This is a genomic window from Kitasatospora sp. NPDC085895 (assembly GCF_040702125.1).
Lineage (GTDB): Bacteria > Actinomycetota > Actinomycetes > Streptomycetales > Streptomycetaceae > Kitasatospora > Kitasatospora arboriphila.
The window spans coordinates 76,355-93,667 of record NZ_JBFBJY010000019.1 but is presented as its reverse complement, the minus strand read 5'-3'; the positions used below and the strand labels follow the sequence as shown (position 1 = coordinate 93,667).

Genomic DNA, 17,313 nt, shown 5'->3' with positions numbered 1-17,313 from the left:
TGACGATCTTGCGATCATCGCCCGGGCCGGGCGGACGGCACGTCAGCCCGGGCGTCCCCTAGGGGACGCCCCCGAGACTTCCGCGCAGCTCGCGGTGCGCTCGCCTCGGCAAGCCGCCCGGGCACCGTTAGAGTTTGCGAAAACCGCGGAATCGTGGCCACCTGTCCGACCTCCGGGCAGCGAGGACGAGAGACCACAGGAGTCACAGGTGCGGCCGGTCGGCAGCAAGTATCTGATCGAGGAGAGCCTCGGGCGAGGGGCCACCGGTACGGTCTTCCGCGGCCGGGTCCGCGACGACGCCGCCGTTCCGGGCCTGGAGCCGGGCCGCGCGGTCGCCGTCAAGGTGCTGCGCGAGGAGCTGGCCACCGACCCCGACGTGGTGATGCGCTTCCTGCGGGAGCGCTCGGTGCTGCTGCGGCTCACCCACCCCAACATCGTCCGGGTCCGCGACCTGGTGGTGGAGGGCGAGCTGCTCGCCCTGGTGATGGACCTCGTCGAGGGGCCGGACCTCTTCCGCTACCTGCGCTCCAACGGCCCGCTCAGCCCGATCGCCGGCGCCCTGCTGATGGCGCAGGTCGCCGACGCGCTGGCGGTCAGCCACGCCGACGGCGTCGTCCACCGCGACCTGAAGCCGGCCAACGTGCTGCTGGCGACCACGGCCGGCCCGGACGGCTCCGAGCAGATGCACCCGATGCTCACCGACTTCGGCATCGCCCGGCTCGCCGACTCCCCGGGCATCACCCGCACCCACGAGTTCGTCGGCACCCCGGCGTACGTCGCCCCGGAGTCCGCCGAGGGCCGCCCGCAGACCGCCGCGGTCGACGTGTACGGCGCCGGCATCATGCTGTACGAGCTGGTCACCGGCCGTCCGCCGTTCCAGGGCGACGGCCCGATCGCGGTGCTGCAGGCCCACCTCGCCCAGGAGCCGGAGCGCCCGCGCTCGCTGCCCGAGCCGCTGTGGACGGTGATCGAGCGCTGCCTGCGCAAGAGCCCGGCCGAGCGGCCGACCTCGGTCGCGCTGGCCGAGGCGCTGCGGGTGGTCGCGGCCGGGATCGGCGTGCACTCCTCGCCCGCCGCGGTCGAGGCCGCGCTGGCCGTCGGCGACCTGCTGGTGACCGACCCGGCGCTGGCCGCCGCCACGCCGACCGCGGTGAACCCGCTGCCGGCCGGTTCCGCCGACGCCACCCAGGTGCTGCCCTCCCGCGGGTTCGACCCGGGCGCCGCGACCCAGGTGGTCGCCGCCGCCCCGGGCGCCGAGGACCGCACGCAGGTGATGGCCCCGCCGCCGGCCGCCTCCGGCGACCGGACCCGGGTGATGCCGCCGGTGCCCCCGGGCGCGCCCGCCGCCGAGCCGGAGGCGCCGCACCCGTGGCAGACCCAGCTGCGCGCCGCCCGCGACCGCAACCAGCAGACCCAGATCGGCTACTTCGACCCGGAGGAGCTGGACCGCCCGCAGGTCGCCCCGCAGCCGTACCAGGCCCAGCAGCCGTACCAGGCGCCCCCGCCCCACCAGGCCCCGCCGCCGTACCAGGCGCCCCAGGGCCGGCCGCCGCAGCCGCCCCAGAACAGCCGCGGGTCGGGCGGCTACTCGCAGCGCCCGCCGGTGGCCCCGCCGCCGTACCAGGCCCGGCAGAACCCGCCGCAGCCCCCGCAGGGCTACCGCCAGCCCCCGCAGGCCCAGCCGCAGCCCTACCGGGCCGCGCCGGCCCCGCAGGCGTACCCGCCGCCGCAGCCGCCCGCGCCGGCCCCGCAGCGCCGGCAGGAGCCCGCCCCGCAGCGGCGCCCCGAGCCGGCCCCGGCGCCCCGCCGCGAGCCGGCCCCGCGCCGGGAGCCGCGGCCGCGCAGCCGCAACCGGATGTACATCCCGGGCCTCGGCTGCCTCAAGGGCTGCCTGATGGTGCTGCTGATCCTGGCGATCGCCGCGGTGGCGCTGTGGAACTTCACCGACCTGCCGGTGTACTGGGAGAACGTCAAGAGCTGGTTCGCCAGCGCGAGCGACTGGATCAGCGGGTTGAACGGCGGTCGGTGAGCAGCCGACGGACCGTCAGGGCAGTGATTTTGGCACTTTGTCGACAATTCACGAACTTTCCGTGAAACGACCGTCCCCGACGGCCCTCCGGCGCCCCCCGGAGGGCCGTCGGGCGCGTAGGTTGGTCGTCGAGCACCGACCTACCGAGCCCACGGAGCAGCATTGGCACGCAAGATCGGCAGCCGCTACACCGTCCACCAGGTGATCGGCCGGGGTTCCGCCGGCACGGTCTGGCTGGGCGAGGGCCCGGACGGGCCGGTGGCCGTCAAGTTGCTGCGCGAGGACCTGGCCTCCGACCAGGTCCTGGTCGGCCGCTTCGTCCAGGAGCGCGCCGCCCTCACCAGCCTCGACCACCCCCGGGTGGTCGGCGTGCACGACATGGTCGTGGACGGCAGCGACCTCGCCCTGGTCATGGACCTCGTCCAGGGCACCGACCTGCGCACCCGGCTGGAGCGCGAGGGCGTGCTCCCCCCGCTCGCCGCCGCCTCGGTGATCGCCGACGTCGCCGACGGCCTGGCCGCCGCGCACGCCGCCGGCATCGTCCACCGCGACGTCAAGCCCGAGAACGTGCTGCTCGACCTCGCCGCCCCGCCCGGACCCGGCGGCGCCCCCCGGGCCAAGCTCACCGACTTCGGCATCGCCCGCCTCGTCGACGCCCCCCGCCGCACCCGGGCCACCCGGATCATCGGCACCCCCGACTACCTCGCCCCCGAGATCATCGAGGGCCTGGAGCCGCGCGCCGCCGTCGACATCTACGCCCTCGCCACCGTGCTCTACGAGCTGCTGGCCGGCTTCACGCCCTTCGGCGGCGGCCACACCGGCGCCGTGCTGCGCCGCCACGTCACCGAGAGCGTCCCGCCCGTCCCCGGCATGCCGGACGGCCTGTGGCGGATCATCTCCGAGTGCCTGGCCAAGGCCCCCGCCTCCCGGCTGCGCGCCGCCGAGCTGGCCTCCCGGCTGCGCGAGCAGCTGCCGGTCCTCGCCGGACTTCCGCCGCTCGCCGTCCCCGCCCAGCGCGGCCCGGTCGAGGACGTGCCCACCCCCGGCGAGGCGGTGTACGCCGAGGTCGACGCCGGCACGGGCACCCACCGCCGCCGGCGCGGCCCGGCCGTGCCGCTCGTCCCCGCCCCCTCGCCGGACTCCACCCGCGACACCCACACCAGCCTGCGCCGCCCCTCCCCGCAGGAGCTCGCCTCCTACGCCGCCGAGTCCCGCGCGCAGCGCTCCGCCGCCCCGGTCACCAGCCACCGGCGCCGCCGGTTGGTGCGCCGCCGCCGGATGCTCGCCGTGCTGATCGCCACCGTGCTGCTGCTGGCCGGCGCCGCCGCCGCGTACAGCGCCTTCGCCGCCGAACCGCCCGCCGCCGGGCCCGCCCGCGCGGCCGCGGGCGGGCCCGCGGCGGCCCTCGGACCCCCGGTGTAGCCGAACGGTCTCCGCGAACCATTACGCTTGAGGCGTGGCAGCCGTCGATCCTTCCGAAGAGCTCAAGAACCTCGAGACGACCATGGGGTCGATCGAGGCCGTCCTCGACCTGGACAAGATCCGGGCCGACATCGCGACCCTGGAGGAGGAGGCAGCCGCCCCGACCCTCTGGGACGACGTCGCCAACGCGCAGAAGGTCACCAGCCGGCTCTCGTTCCTCCAGGGCGAACTGCGCAAGTTCGAGACCCTGCGCGGCCGGGTCGACGACCTGGGCGTCCTGTTCGAGCTGGCCGAGGCCGAGGACGACGCGGACACCCGCGCCGAGGCCGAGGTCGAGCTGGAGTCGGTCAAGAAGGCCGTCGAGGAGCTCGAGGTCCGCACCCTCCTGTCGGGCGAGTACGACGCCCGCGAGGCCCTGGTCAACATCCGTGCCGAGGCGGGCGGCGTCGACGCCGCCGACTTCGCCGAGCAGCTGATGCGCATGTACCTGCGCTGGGCCGAGCGGCACGGCTACCCGACCGAGGTCTACGACACCTCGTACGCCGAAGAGGCCGGCATCAAGTCCGCGACCTTCACCGTCAAGGCGCCGTACGCCTACGGCACCCTCTCCGTCGAGCAGGGCACCCACCGCCTGGTGCGCATCTCCCCGTTCGACAACCAGGGCCGCCGGCAGACCTCCTTCGCCGGCGTCGAGGTCCTCCCGGTCGTCGAGCAGTCCGACCACGTCGACATCGACGAGGGCGACCTGCGCATCGACGTGTACCGCGCCTCCGGCCCCGGCGGCCAGGGCGTCAACACCACCGACTCCGCGGTGCGCATCACCCACCTGCCGACCGGCATCGTGGTCTCCTGCCAGAACGAGCGCTCGCAGATCCAGAACAAGGCCTCGGCGATGAACGTCCTCCAGGCCAAGCTGCTGGAGCGGCGCCGCCAGGAGGAGAAGGCCGCGATGGACGCCCTCAAGGACAGCGGCAGCTCCTGGGGCAACCAGATGCGTTCCTACGTCCTGCACCCGTACCAGATGGTCAAGGACCTGCGCACCGAGCACGAGGTCGGCAACCCGCAGGCCGTCCTGGACGGCGACATCGACGGCTTCATCGAGGCCGGCATCCGCTGGCGCAAGCAGCGGGAGACCGCCAGCTGATCCCAGATCTACGACGAAGGCCCCCGGAGCTCGGCTCCGGGGGCCTTCGGGCGTTCCTGGTCTCAGGCCAGCGCCTGCCGGGCGATGAGGGCCACCGCGAACAGTGCCGCGATCAGGGCCAGCAGGGTCGCCGGGGTCAGTGCGGCGAACGGGCCCTGCTGCTCCTGCATGCGGGCCCGGTTGGCGCGGCACACCGGGCACCGGCCCTCGCTCACGCGGCCGTTGCAGTTGGCGCACACCAGATGGTCGCAGGTCATGCGATCTCCTCCTTGCTGTCACTGCAAACGCACCGGACGGGCCGATGGTTCCGTCCGTCTCTCCACTGTGCCAGGTTCGCGGACGCTCGGCCCCCGCAGAGGGGGCGTTCTCCGGTGCGATTGTGAGATAGCGCGCACAAATCCCGCCTTCCAATTCCGGACAGACAGGAACAATCCCTGACGAATCATCGGTCGGTACCCGACCCGGGACTGCGGGTCGGGCCGTGGTTCGCGTATGGTCCCAGACCTGGAGCGGTCGGGGAGGATGCCGCTTCGACCGCCGCTCCCGGTCCGGGGCGCGGACGGGCCCACCTAGGATGGCCTCCGTGATGCAGCCGTGATCAGATTCGACAACGTCTCCAAGACCTATCCCAAGCAGAACCGTCCTGCCCTGGACAACGTCTCGCTGGAGATCGAGAAGGGCGAGTTCGTCTTCCTGGTCGGCTCGTCCGGCTCGGGGAAGTCGACCTTCCTCCGGCTCTGCCTGCGCGAGGAGCGCCCCAGCACCGGGGCCGTGCACGTGATGGGCAAGGACCTCGGCAAGCTGTCCAACTGGAAGGTGCCGCACATGCGCCGCCAGCTGGGCACGATCTTCCAGGACTTCCGCCTGCTGCCGAACAAGACGGTCGCGCAGAACGTCGGCTTCGCCCTGGAGGTCATCGGCAAGCCGCGCAGCGCCATCGCCAAGGTGGTGCCCGAGGTGCTCGACCTGGTCGGCCTCGGCGGCAAGGAGGACCGCATGCCCGGCGAGCTCTCCGGTGGTGAGCAGCAGCGCGTGGCGATCGCCCGTGCCTTCGTCAACCGCCCGATGCTGCTGATCGCGGACGAGCCCACGGGAAACCTCGACCCGCAGAACTCGGTCGGCATCATGAAGCTCCTCGACCGGATCAACCGCACCGGCACCACGGTGCTGATGGCCACGCACGACCAGGCCATCGTCGACCAGATGCGCAAGCGCGTGATCGAACTCGACAAGGGGCTGCTGGTCCGCGACCAGGCCCGCGGCGTGTACGGCTACCAGAACTAGCCGCCACCCGTCGTCACGCCTGACCGCCCAGCCTGCACCGACCCTGGATTGAGAGAAGCATGCGCATCCGGTTCGTCCTCTCGGAGATCGGCATCGGCCTCCGCCGCAACCTGACGATGACCATCGCGGTCATCGTCAGTGTCGCGTTGTCCCTCGCCCTCGCCGGTGGCAGCCTCCTGGTCCGCGACCAGGTCAACTCGATGAAGGGCTACTGGTACGACAAGGTCGAGGTCAGCATCTCGTTCTGCACCAAGTTCGACATGGCGGCCTCGGCGCAGTGCGCCAGCGGTGCGGCCACCGACGACCAGGTGACCGCGGTCAAGGCGCAGCTCGACAAGATGACCCCGCTGGTGCAGAAGGCCACCCTGGAGACCGCCCCCGAGGCGTACAAGCACTGGAAGGAGTCGAACCCGGACAACCCGCTGCTCGCGGCGGTCGGTCCGGAGGCGATGCCGCAGTCGTGGCGGGTCAAGCTCAGCGACCCGACGAAGTACGACGTCATCCAGAGCGCCTTCGCCGGCAAGCCCGGCGTGAAGTCGGTGGACGACCAGCGCCGGATCCTGGAGAACCTCTTCGGCCTGCTGAACGGTCTGCAGACCGCCGCCTTCGTCATCATGGTGCTGATGCTCTTCGTGGCGCTGCTGCTGATCGTCAACACCGTCCGGGTGTCGGCCTTCAGCCGACGGCGCGAGACCGGCATCATGCGCCTCGTCGGTGCCTCGAACTTCTACGTGCAGATGCCGTTCATCGCGGAGGCCGCGTTCTCCGCCCTGCTCGGCGCGGTGATGGCCTCCGGCCTGCTGCTGCTCGGCCACTTCTTCGTCCAGCACTGGCTGGCGAAGCGGGTGCTGTTCATCCAGTTCATCGGCCTGTCCTCGGTCCTGACGGTGATTCCGCTGCTGGTCGTGGTCGGCATGGCGATGGCCGGCATCGCGGCCTTCTTCACCCTGCGCAAGTACCTCAAGGTCTGACCTGCGAGGTCCCGGGCGGCCCCGGACGGCATTGCGCCGTCCGGGGCCGCCCTCGTCGTACCCGGGCGTTCCGTCGCCCCGGCGGGGCCGTGCCGCCTAGACTCCGTCGCATGCCGGGAAGCCACCGTCGGGTACGCCAGGGAGCCACGCTCACCCTGGTGTTCGGCGTCGTCCTGATGGCGGGTGCCGCGAGCGGCGCCTGGGGCGAGCCGCTGACGGTACCGCTGCCGCCCTCGATGGACGCCGCCGCACGGCTCGCCGCCGGACGGGACGTCACCGGAGCCGACCTCAGCCCGCAGCAGGCCGAGGCCCTGGTCGACGCGAGCGGCGACCGCTGGGCGGCCTACCTGAGCCCGGACCAGTACGCGGACCTGGTCCGCGGCCGCTACCTCGGCGTGGGGCTCTCGGTGGACCGCAGCGGGGACGGCTCGACCGCCGTCTCCGCCGTGCAGCCCGGCGGCCCGGCCGCCCGGGCCGGCATCGCGGCCGGGGACCGGCTGGTCGCGGTCGACGGCGCCCGGGCCGACGGCCTGCCGGTGACGGAGGTGGTGGCCCGGCTGCGCGGCAGCGCCGGCGCCCCGACCGACCGCACGGTGGCGCTCACCGTCTCGCGCGGCTCGGCGGCCCCGCGCGAGGTCGTGCTGGGGCGGGCCTTACTGGCCGCCCAGGAGGTCGGTGTCGAGCGGCTGCCCGACGGCGTGACGCGGATCGCCGTGCGGGCCTTCACCAGCGGCGTGGCCGAACAGGTCCGGATCGCGGCCCAGGGGGCCCGGGCGGTCGTGCTGGACCTGCGCGGCAGCTCCGGCGGCCTGGTCGACGAGGCGGTCGGCACCGCCTCGGTCTTCCTGGACGGCGGGCCGGTCGCCTCCTACGAGTCCCGCGGGGTGCGGCGCGAGCTGGCGGCCGCGTCCGGCGGGGACACCGCCACCCCGCTGGTGGTGCTGGTGGACGGCGGGACGATGAGCGCCGCCGAACTGCTCGCCGGCGCCCTGCAGGACCGCTGCCGGGCCGTCCTGGTGGGCGCCAGGACCTTCGGCAAGGGCACCGTGCAGCAGCCCAGCCGGCTGGCGGACGGCGGCGTGGTGGAGCTCACCGTGGGCCGCTACTACACCCCCGAGGGCCGCTCGCCCGACGGCACCGGCCTGCAGCCCGACGTCTCGGCCGCCCCGGAGGGCGCCGCCGACCTCGCCCTGCACGTCCTCGCGGGCCTGGGCGCACGCCGCTGATCCGCCGGGCCGCCGCGGCCCCGCAGCGGCGTGCCGGTGGCCCGTACCGGCCCTCAGGCGGCCCCGCCGGCCCGGCGCGCCCGCCACCCGCGCGCAAAAGGACTGCCCCCGACGTCGCCGAGGTGCGAGAATGTCGGCGCTATGGCAAAGGAAAAGGGCAACAAGGTCATCGCGCAGAACAAGCGGGCGCGGCACGAGTACACCATCCTCGACACCTACGAGTGCGGCATGGTGCTGACCGGTACCGAGGTGAAGTCCCTCCGCGAGGGCCGGGCGAACATCGTCGACGGGTACGCCTACATCCAGGGGCACGAGGCCTGGGTCGACAACCTGTTCATCCCGGAGTACACCCAGGGCACCTGGACGAACCACTCGGCGAAGCGCAAGCGCAAGCTCCTGCTGCACAAGCTGGAGATCCGCAAGCTGGAGTCGAAGGTGAAGGAGACGGGCCACACGCTCGTCCCGCTCTCCCTGTACTTCAAGGACGGCCGGGTCAAGCTGGAGATCGCCCTGGCGGTCGGCAAGAAGCTGTACGACAAGCGCCAGACGCTGCGCGAGCAGCAGGACCGGCGCGAGTCGGACCGCGCGATCGCCGCGGCCCGCCGCAGGCAGCGCGCGGTCTGACCCCGGCCCGGCCTCCGGCCCGGCCCGTCGGAGGGGCCCCGCCCCGCCGCCCGGTAATGCGCTGGACCCTCCGGGGGCCGACCGCGTACCATGGCACTCGCACCGCCGGAGGGCCCCGCCCACCGGAGCTGTTTGTCAAATCAACATGGGGATGATCGGTTTCGACGGTGGTAGTCGAAACAGGAGAAGCGAGCCGAGGAACGCGGCAATGATCTCGTTAACCACGTGTCGCAAAAAAATAATCGCCAACACCAAGCGCGATACCCCGCAGTTCGCTCTCGCTGCCTGATCAGCGAGCGAATAGGGTGTCAGACCGGGGAGTTCCCGACCCGGACCCTGGCATAATCTAGGGAACTCAACCAACCGCCCCGGCTACGGGGACGGGAGGGAAACCAAACAGTAGCTGGGCCCGTCGGCGGCTTGTCCGCGTGACTGCCGGGGCCGAGAAAAGCACAGCGGACTGCGCTCGGAGAAGTCCTGAATCCACTCCATCGGACCCGGGTTCGATTCCCGGCATCTCCACCATCCCATGTGCACCCAGGCCGTCCTCCACTCCCGGAGGGCGGCCTTCGTGTGTCTCCGGAGCCTCACACCGACGGACGGCGGCGGGTGAGAGGACGGTTCCGCAGGCTTCACAGACCACAACGATCCCGAAACCATGGGCTCCTAGCGTCATCGATGACAGCACGGGCAGGGCAGGCACCGGCACGCAAGGGGAGACCGATGAGCGACACAGCCCAGCGCAGAACAGGCGGCCGCTGGATCCAGGAATGGCGGCCCGAGGACACCGGATTCTGGGAGCGCACCGGCCGCAAGGTGGCCAACCGGAACCTGATCTTCTCGGTCTTCTCCGAGCACATCGGCTTCTCGATCTGGAGCCTGTGGTCGGTCATGGTCCTCTTCATGGGCAAGGGCTACGGCATCGACCCGGCCGGCAAATTCTTCCTGGTGGCCATGCCCACCCTGGTCGGCTCCTTCGTCCGGATCCCCTACACCTTCGCCGTCGCCCGCTTCGGCGGCCGGAACTGGACGATCGTCTCCGCGCTGCTGCTCCTCGTCCCGAGCATCGCCGCGGCGTACGTGATGCACCCCGGCACCTCCTACACCACCTTCATGGTGGTCGCGGCCCTCACCGGTGTCGGCGGCGGCAACTTCGCCTCCTCCATGACCAACATCAACGCCTTCTTCCCGCTCCGGAAGAAGGGCTGGGCGCTCGGCCTCAACGCGGGCGGCGGCAACATCGGCGTCCCCGTCATCCAGCTGATCGGCCTCGGCGTGATCACCTGGGCCGGTGCCACCTCGCCCCGCCTGGTGCTCGGCATCTACATCCCGCTGATCGCCGTCGCCGCGCTCTGCTCGGCCCTGTTCATGGACAACCTGGCCCAGCTCAGCAACGACACCGGCACCTTCAAGGCCATCCTCAAGGAGAGGCACACCTGGCTGATGTCGGTGCTCTACATCGGCACCTTCGGCTCCTTCATCGGCTTCTCCTTCGCCTTCGGCCTCGTCCTGCAGAACCAGTTCGGCCGCACCCCGCTGCAGGCCGCCCAGCTCACCTTCATCGGCCCGCTGCTCGGCTCGGTCATCCGCCCGGTCGGCGGCTGGCTGGCCGACCGCTGGGGCGGCTCCCGGATCACCTTCTGGAACTTCGTCGCGATGGCCGCCGCCGCCTCGGTGGTGACCTACGCCTCCTCGATCAAGTCGCTGCCGGTCTTCCTCGTCGGCTTCATCGCGCTCTTCGTCTTCGCCGGCATCGGCAACGGCTCCACCTACAAGATGATCCCCGGCATCTTCGAGGCCAAGGCCCAGGACCGGATCGCCGCCGGCGACACCGCGGAGGACGCGGCCGCCTGGTCCCGCCGGATGTCCGGCGCCGCGATCGGCGTGATCGGTGCGGTCGGCGCCCTCGGCGGCCTGTTCATCAACCTCGCCTTCCGCCAGTCCTTCCTCACCACCAAGAGCGGCACCCCCGCCTTCGTCTCCTTCCTCGCCGCCTACGCCGTCTGCTTCGCCCTCACCTGGGCGGTCTACCTGCGTCGCCCGAGCGCCGCCCCCACCGGCACCCAGGCCCCGGCACTCGCCCGGGTCTGATCGCCACCGAGGGCCGGTCCACACCGCGGACCGGCCCTCACCTGCGAAACAAGCCGGAAATCGGACCGACCCGGCGGTGACACCCCGGCACGGGACGATGACTGTCCACCCACCCACCCGCCGCCCGCCACGGCCCGCAGGGACCGGAGCGAGCGGCACGCCCCCGAGGGCACGCCGACGGCCCCGGGGCGCTCCACGAAGGACGTCAGCCCATGGCCGACCGCACCGCCGTCGCGACCGCCGCCCTCGTACCGTCGCAGGACACCGCCCCGCCACTGGCCGGCTACACCATCGGCATCACCGCCGCCCGCCGCGCCGACGAGCTCGCCGCCCTCCTCCAGCGCCGCGGCGCCACCGTGCTGCGCGCACCCGCCCTGCGGATCGTCCCGCTCGCGGACGACACCGAACTCCTCGCCGCCACCCGCGCCCTGATCGCCGACCCGCCGGACATCGCCGTCGCCACCACCGGCATCGGCTTCCGCGGCTGGATCGAGGCCGCCGAGGGCTGGAACCTGTTCGACGACCTCGTCGGCAGTCTCGCCAAGGCCGAGACGCTGGCCCGCGGCCCCAAGGCCAAGGGCGCCATCCGCGCCGCCGGACTGCGCGAAGCCTGGTCCGCCGAGTCGGAGTCCTCCGTCGAGGTGCTCGAACGGCTCCTCGACCAGGGCGTCGACGGCCGCCGGATCGCCGTCCAGCTGCACGGCGCCCCGCTGCGCGACTTCGTCGACTCGCTCACGACCGCCGGTGCCGAGGTCGTCGAGGTCCCCGTCTACCGCTGGCTGCCGCCGCTCGACCTCGGACCCGTCGACCGGCTCCTCGACGCCACCTGCAGCGGCTCCCTCGACGCCGTCACCTTCACCTCCGCCCCCGCCGCCCTCGGCCTCCTCGACCGCGCCGCCGAACGCGGCCAGACCGCCGAGCTGCTGCACGCGCTGCGGCGCGACGTCCTGCCGGTCTGCGTCGGACCGGTCACCGCCGCCCCGCTCGAAGAACTCGACATCGCCACCGTCTGGCCCGAACGGATGCGGCTCGGGGCCATGGTGCAGACCCTCACCGCCCGACTCCCCGACCGGGCCCGCCGGCTCGCCGTCGCCGGACACACCCTCGAACTGCGCGGCCAGGCCGCCCTCGTCGACGGCGACCTGCGGCCGGTGCCGCCCGCCGGAATGGCCCTGCTGCGGGCGCTCGCGCGGCGGCCGGGGTGGGTGGTGCCGCGGAGCGAACTGCTGCGGGCGCTGCCGGGCAGCGGGGACGACGAGCACGCGGTGGAGACGGCGATGGCGCGGCTGCGGGCCGCCCTCGGCACGCCCCGCCTGATCGCCACCGTCGTCAAACGCGGCTACCGCCTCGCCGTCGACCCCGTCCCGGCCCCGGACACCAAGTACGGCGACGAGGACTAGCCCGGGGGAAGGGAGGCGCCCCTGGTCGGGCTCGCCCGGGCCTGTGCGGGTTCCCCGGGCGGCAAGGAGTAGGATCTTCCGTCCGCCGCTCCCGCCCGCGCCGTACCCCCCGAGGCCCATGCACACCACACCAGAGACCACCGACTCCGTCCGCGACCGCGAGATCGCCGAGGAGCAGAGCCACCTCGACACCGTCTACCGGCGTCTGGAGGAGAAGCTCGCCGAGGCCGAGTACATCCTCGAGGACGCCGCCAAGCGCGTGCAGGTCGGCACCCCCGGCGCGCTCGCCGAGCGCGACGCCCAGGTCTACCGGGCCGGTGCGCACCTGCAGCGGCTGAACAGCGAGTTCGAGGACTTCCTGTTCGGCCGGATCGACCTCCAGCAGGCGGACGCGCCCGAGGAGCACGGCATCCCCTCGCAGACCCCGATGGACCCGGCCGACCCGGCCGTCGCGGAGACCCTGCACATCGGCCGCCTCGGCGTGCTCGACGCCGAGTACGGCCCGTTGGTGATCGACTGGCGGGCGCCGGCCGCGGCGCCGTTCTACCGGTCCACCCCGCTGGAGCCGGGCCGGGTGATCCGCCGCCGGGTGATCCGTTCCCGCGGCCGCAAGGTGATCGGCGTCGAGGACGACCTGCTGCGCCCCGACCTGACCCCCACCCTGGACGGCCGGGAGCTGGCGGTGGTCGGCGACGGCGCCCTGATGGCCTCGCTGGGCCGGGCCCGCAGTCACACCATGCGCGACATCGTCTCCTCGATCCAGAAGGAGCAGGACGAGGTCATCCGGGCCGCCGCGGCCGGCGCCACCCTGGTGACCGGCGGTCCGGGCACCGGCAAGACCGCGGTCGCCCTGCACCGGGCCGCGTTCCTGCTCTACCAGGACCGCCGCCGGTACGCGGGCGGCATCCTGGTGGTCAGCCCCACCCCGCTGCTGGTCTCGTACACCGAGGGCGTGCTGCCCTCGCTGGGCGAGGAGGGACAGGTGGCGATCCGGGCGGTCGGCAGCCTGGTCGACGGCATCGAGGCGGAGCGCTACGACACCCCGGAGACGGCCCGGATCAAGGGGTCGGGCCGGATGGTCCAGCTGCTGCGCCGGGCGGCCCGGGCGGCCCTGGAGCTGGACGCGCCGACCGAGCTGCGGGTCTTCGCCCGCGGTGAGTCGCTGCGGTTGGACGCCGGCCGGCTGAAGGCGCTGCGCGCGACCGTCGTCGGCGGTGGCGGCACTCCGCTGAACCTGCTGCGCCCGAGGGCCCGCCGGCTGCTGCTGGACGCCCTGTGGCAGGACCTCACCCGGCACCTGCCGAAGCCGACCACCCACTCGGAGCGGGAGCAGCGCCAGGACGAGCGGGAGGCCTTCGACGAGTACGTCTCGGACGAGTCGGCGTTCCTGGACTTCCTGGACGCCTGGTGGGCGCCGGTGACCCCGCGCCGGGTGCTGGCGACCCTGCGCCACCCGCGGCACACCAACCGGATCGCCCGGCGTGCGGTGACCCCGGAGGAGGCCCGGCTGCTGGCCGCTTCCTGGCGGCACCTGGACGCCCGCGGCGGGGGCGCCCTGTCGGCGCACGACGTGGCGCTGGTGGACGAGCTGCAGGTGCTGCTCGGCGAGCCGGCCCGGCCGAAGGTGCGCGAGGTGGACGCCGTCGACATGCTGTCCGGGCTGGACGAGCTCACCACGTACGCGGAGCGCTCCTACGGCCGGCGCGAGCGCGTCCCGGTGGAGCGCACCGAGTACGCGCACGTGATCGTGGACGAGGCGCAGGACCTCACCCCGATGCAGTGGCGGATGATCGGCCGCCGGGCGCGGATGGCGACCTGGACGATCGTCGGCGACCCGGCGCAGTCCTCCTGGCCGTTCCCGCAGGAGGCGCAGTCCGCGATGGACGAGGTGCTCGCCGGCAAGCCGCGCCGCCGTCACACGCTGACCGTGAACTACCGGAACCCCGCCGAGATCGCCGAGGTGGCGGCGAAGGTGCTGGCGCTGGCGGCGCCGGGCACGCCCTCGCCGAGCGCGGTGCGGTCGACGGGCGTCGTGCCGCGGTTCGCGGCCGTCCGGGAGGCCGGGGCGGAGGCCTTCGACCGGGCCGCCCGGGTCGAGCTGGAGCGGCTGCTGGGCGAGGTGGACGGCACCGTGGCGGTGGTCGTGCCGATGGACCGCCGGGCGGAGGCGGCCGGCTGGGCGGAGGGCCTGGGCGACCGCGTGGTGGCGCTGGGCAGCCTGGAGGCCAAGGGCCTGGAGTACGACGCGACGGTGGTCGCCGACCCGACCGGCATCGCGGGGGAGTCGGAGGCGGGTCTGCGGGTGCTGTACGTGGCGCTCACCCGGGCCACCCAGCGCCTCACGGTGCTCTCCGGCCCGGACGACCTGCCGGACGCGGACGGCGTGCCCGCCCTGCTGCACGGCTGACGCGGGCGCCGGCCGGGCCGCCCGCCCGGCCGGCGCACCGCGGCGCGGCGGTGTGCCGGCGCCGCGGTACGACGAAGGCCCCCACCCGGAGGTGGGGGCCTTCTCACGTCAATGACACCGACCCGCCATGCTCGCCTCGCGGCAAGTGGTCGCTCGAAGCGACGAAGGTTGGGCCCGGGGGCTTGGATCGAGCCGGTGTCCCGTCCAATGTAACGCATCGGCTCGGGACGCCAAGGCCGCGGCGGGAGATTTTCGGCGGAGCACACGACCGGCCCAGTGCGGCGGCCCGTGCCGTTTGTGGGTTCTGCACACTCAATGAACTTTATTTCTGGCTACCGACCGGTAAGTGCGACGATCGAGACCGGAACGACCCTCAAGAGCGGACGGAAGAAGGACGTCGATGGCGACGGTGCCCAGTGTCTCCAACTCGATCACGGTGCGGCTGGAGGTCCCGGCCCGGGGCAACGCCGTCAGCGCGATCACCACGGCCGTCGAGTCCTCCGGGGGTTCGGTCACCGGTCTCGACGTCACCGCCTCCGGCCTGGAGTCGCTGCGCATCGACGTGACCGTCGCCGCGTCGTCGGTGGCCCACGGCGAGGAGATCGTCGAGAAGCTGCGGACGATCGACGGCGTCAGCATCGGCAAGGTCTCGGACCGCACCTTCCTGATGCACCTCGGCGGCAAGATCGAGATGTCCTCGAAGCTGCCGATCCGCAACCGCGACGACCTCTCGATGATCTACACCCCGGGCGTCGCCCGGGTCTGCATGGCGATCGCCGAGAACCCCGAGGACGCCCGCCGCCTCACCATCAAGCGCAACAGCGTCGCGGTGGTCACCGACGGCTCCGCGGTGCTGGGCCTGGGCAACATCGGCCCGAAGGCCGCGCTGCCGGTCATGGAGGGCAAGGCGGCCCTCTTCAAGCGCTTCGCGGGCATCGACGCCTGGCCGATCTGCCTGGACACCCAGGACGCCGACGAGATCGTCGCGATCGTGAAGGCGATCGCCCCCGGCTTCGCCGGCATCAACCTGGAGGACATCTCCGCGCCGCGCTGCTTCGAGATCGAGGCCCGGCTGCGCGAGGCCCTGGACATCCCGGTCTTCCACGACGACCAGCACGGCACCGCCATCGTCGTCCTCGCGGCGCTGACCAACGCGCTCAAGGTGGTCGGCAAGGACATCGCCGACATCCGGGTGGTGATGTCGGGCGCCGGCGCCGCGGGCACCGCGATCCTCAAGCTGCTGCTGGCCGCCGGCGTGGAGCACGCCACCGTGGCCGACGTGCACGGCGTCGTCCACAGCGGCCGCGAGGACCTCAACGACAGCCTGCGCTGGATCGCCGAGCACACCAACCGCTCCGGCCGCACCGGCAGCCTCAAGGAGGCGGTGGCCGGCGCCGACGTGTTCATCGGCGTCTCGGCCCCGAACGTGCTGGACGGCGACGACCTGGCCACCATGGCGGAGGACGCGGTCGTCTTCGCGCTGGCCAACCCGGACCCGGAGGTCGACCCGGCGGTGGCCCGGCAGACCGCCGCGGTGGTCGCCACCGGCCGCAGCGACTTCCCGAACCAGATCAACAACGTGCTGGTCTTCCCGGGCGTCTTCCGCGGCCTGCTGGACGCGCAGAGCCGGACGGTCGACACCGCGATGATGATCGCCGCGGCCCGGGCGCTGGCCACCACGGTCGCGGACGACCAGCTCAACGCCAACTACATCATCCCGAGCGTCTTCCACCCGGACGTCGCGAAGACCGTGGCGGCGGCCGTGCGCGAGGTCGCGCTGGCCGCGCGGGAGGGCCAGGAGCCCGTTCCGGTGCGCCCGACCGCGGGCATCGTGGGCACCCTCGACACCTCCTCCTTCCCGGTCGTCGGCATCTGACCGGAGTGTCGTTCTCGATCGCTCAGGTGTGCGAACGGTGCGCCGGGCGCCGGACCGCCCCTTCCCCTTGCGACACAAGGGGAAGGGGCGTGTTTGGGCTTGTCGGTGCCAGGGCGTACGGTAGCCCTGCACGGGGGTGGCGTGTCCGACAAGTACGGAACGTCCCTCCGGGCTTTCCGGCGTGTCGTCCCGACCGCCGCCCGGTCCGGCCCTCCTGGGCCGACGGAGCGTCACACCTCCGCCGGGCGGGATCTGTTCGGGTCAACACCGCCGGTGGCCGATTGGCTTTCTCAGTGCCGGTCGGGGCAGGATTCGTACCCGGGCGGGCGGTTTGCGGCGCTTCGGGGCCGGAGCCCGGCCTCTGACCACCCCTCGCCTGAACGAGCACCAGTGTGCGGACCAGCGGCCCATCCGGGTTCCCCCGGAGGGGGCGACCGATGGGGCCCCCGCACGCCGCAAGCAACAGACCACAGGAGTACACATGAACCGCAGTGAGCTGGTGGCCGCGCTGGCCGAGCGCGCCGAGGTGACCCGCAAGGACGCCGACGCCGTGCTGGCCGCCTTCGCCGAGGTCGTCGGCGAGGTCGTCGCCAAGGGTGACGAGAAGGTCACCATCCCCGGCTTCCTGACCTTCGAGCGGACCCACCGCGCCGCGCGCACCGCCCGCAACCCGCAGACCGGTGACCCGATCCAGATCCCGGCCGGCTACAGCGCCAAGGTCAGCGCCGGTTCCAAGCTGAAGGAAGCCGCCAAGGGCGCCTGAGCCCCGGCAGCAGCCCGGACGACGCGATGGCCGGCCTCCCCTCGGGGAGGCCGGCCATCGGCGTTCAGGTGCCCGT

At 72.9% G+C, this 17,313-nt stretch carries 13 protein-coding genes and 1 other RNA gene; 13 read left to right on the top strand and 1 reads right to left on the bottom strand.

Annotation, left to right across the window (positions count from 1 at the left end):
- Positions 1-208 precede the first annotated feature (208 nt).
- From AB0442_RS15180 to prfB, 3 genes are all read left to right on the top strand, one after another.
- Positions 209-2,029 (top strand): serine/threonine-protein kinase, encoded by a 1,821-nt coding sequence (locus AB0442_RS15180; protein ID WP_366163097.1) that lies wholly within the window; start codon positions 209-211, stop codon positions 2,027-2,029.
- A 162-nt stretch (positions 2,030-2,191) separates the two neighbouring features.
- Positions 2,192-3,451: a protein kinase gene (locus AB0442_RS15175; RefSeq protein WP_366163095.1), complete on the top strand. Its 1,260-nt coding sequence runs from the start codon at positions 2,192-2,194 to the stop codon at positions 3,449-3,451.
- Between the two features lie 34 nt (positions 3,452-3,485).
- On the top strand, positions 3,486-4,595 hold the full coding sequence (prfB, locus tag AB0442_RS15170) for a peptide chain release factor 2 (protein WP_363545199.1): 1,110 nt from the start codon (positions 3,486-3,488) through the stop codon (positions 4,593-4,595).
- A 62-nt stretch (positions 4,596-4,657) separates the two neighbouring features.
- On the opposite strand, the gene AB0442_RS15165 is transcribed toward prfB, so the two are convergent.
- Positions 4,658-4,852 (bottom strand): hypothetical protein, encoded by a 195-nt coding sequence (locus AB0442_RS15165; protein WP_263105151.1) that lies wholly within the window; start codon positions 4,850-4,852, stop codon positions 4,658-4,660.
- Between the two features lie 337 nt (positions 4,853-5,189).
- On the opposite strand from AB0442_RS15165, the gene ftsE reads away from it, so the two are divergent.
- The 10 genes from ftsE (at position 5,190) to AB0442_RS15115 (ending at position 17,237) form a co-directional block, all read left to right on the top strand.
- On the top strand, positions 5,190-5,879 hold the full coding sequence (gene ftsE / locus AB0442_RS15160) for a cell division ATP-binding protein FtsE (protein ID WP_344623412.1): 690 nt from the start codon (positions 5,190-5,192) through the stop codon (positions 5,877-5,879).
- A 59-nt stretch (positions 5,880-5,938) separates the two neighbouring features.
- Positions 5,939-6,850 (top strand): permease-like cell division protein FtsX, encoded by a 912-nt coding sequence (ftsX, locus tag AB0442_RS15155; protein ID WP_344623413.1) that lies wholly within the window; start codon positions 5,939-5,941, stop codon positions 6,848-6,850.
- A gap of 110 nt (positions 6,851-6,960) precedes the next feature.
- Positions 6,961-8,076, top strand: a complete 1,116-nt coding sequence (locus AB0442_RS15150; protein WP_366163094.1) for a S41 family peptidase — start codon at positions 6,961-6,963, stop codon at positions 8,074-8,076.
- 141 nt (positions 8,077-8,217) lie between these two features.
- Positions 8,218-8,700, top strand: coding sequence for an SsrA-binding protein SmpB (gene smpB / locus AB0442_RS15145; protein ID WP_363545192.1), 483 nt, complete (start codon positions 8,218-8,220; stop codon positions 8,698-8,700).
- 147 nt (positions 8,701-8,847) lie between these two features.
- Positions 8,848-9,225: a transfer-messenger RNA gene (gene ssrA, locus AB0442_RS15140) on the top strand.
- Positions 9,226-9,423: 198 nt separating this feature from the next.
- Positions 9,424-10,791, top strand: coding sequence for a nitrate/nitrite transporter (locus tag AB0442_RS15135; RefSeq protein WP_366163093.1), 1,368 nt, complete (start codon positions 9,424-9,426; stop codon positions 10,789-10,791).
- 212 nt (positions 10,792-11,003) lie between these two features.
- Positions 11,004-12,191 (top strand): uroporphyrinogen-III synthase, encoded by a 1,188-nt coding sequence (locus AB0442_RS15130; RefSeq protein WP_366163091.1) that lies wholly within the window; start codon positions 11,004-11,006, stop codon positions 12,189-12,191.
- 118 nt (positions 12,192-12,309) lie between these two features.
- Positions 12,310-14,598, top strand: coding sequence for a UvrD-helicase domain-containing protein (locus tag AB0442_RS15125; protein ID WP_366163089.1), 2,289 nt, complete (start codon positions 12,310-12,312; stop codon positions 14,596-14,598).
- 400 nt (positions 14,599-14,998) lie between these two features.
- The gene (locus AB0442_RS15120) at positions 14,999-16,474 is read left to right on the top strand and encodes an NAD-dependent malic enzyme (RefSeq protein ID WP_363545180.1); all 1,476 of its coding nucleotides are present in this window, start codon (positions 14,999-15,001) and stop codon (positions 16,472-16,474) included.
- Positions 16,475-16,955: 481 nt separating this feature from the next.
- Positions 16,956-17,237: an HU family DNA-binding protein gene (locus tag AB0442_RS15115; RefSeq protein ID WP_030271959.1), complete on the top strand. Its 282-nt coding sequence runs from the start codon at positions 16,956-16,958 to the stop codon at positions 17,235-17,237.
- The last annotated feature ends 76 nt before the right edge of the window (positions 17,238-17,313 follow it).

Coding starts and splice junctions, on each gene's coding strand:
- AB0442_RS15165 (WP_263105151.1), bottom strand. CDS start 4,852: ATGACCTGCGACCATCTGGTGTGCGCCAACTGCAACGGCCGCGTGAGC.
- ftsX (WP_344623413.1), top strand. CDS start 5,939: ATGCGCATCCGGTTCGTCCTCTCGGAGATCGGCATCGGCCTCCGCCGC.
- AB0442_RS15150 (WP_366163094.1), top strand. CDS start 6,961: ATGCCGGGAAGCCACCGTCGGGTACGCCAGGGAGCCACGCTCACCCTG.
- smpB (WP_363545192.1), top strand. CDS start 8,218: ATGGCAAAGGAAAAGGGCAACAAGGTCATCGCGCAGAACAAGCGGGCG.
- AB0442_RS15135 (WP_366163093.1), top strand. CDS start 9,424: ATGAGCGACACAGCCCAGCGCAGAACAGGCGGCCGCTGGATCCAGGAA.
- AB0442_RS15130 (WP_366163091.1), top strand. CDS start 11,004: ATGGCCGACCGCACCGCCGTCGCGACCGCCGCCCTCGTACCGTCGCAG.
- AB0442_RS15125 (WP_366163089.1), top strand. CDS start 12,310: ATGCACACCACACCAGAGACCACCGACTCCGTCCGCGACCGCGAGATC.
- AB0442_RS15120 (WP_363545180.1), top strand. CDS start 14,999: ATGGCGACGGTGCCCAGTGTCTCCAACTCGATCACGGTGCGGCTGGAG.
- AB0442_RS15115 (WP_030271959.1), top strand. CDS start 16,956: ATGAACCGCAGTGAGCTGGTGGCCGCGCTGGCCGAGCGCGCCGAGGTG.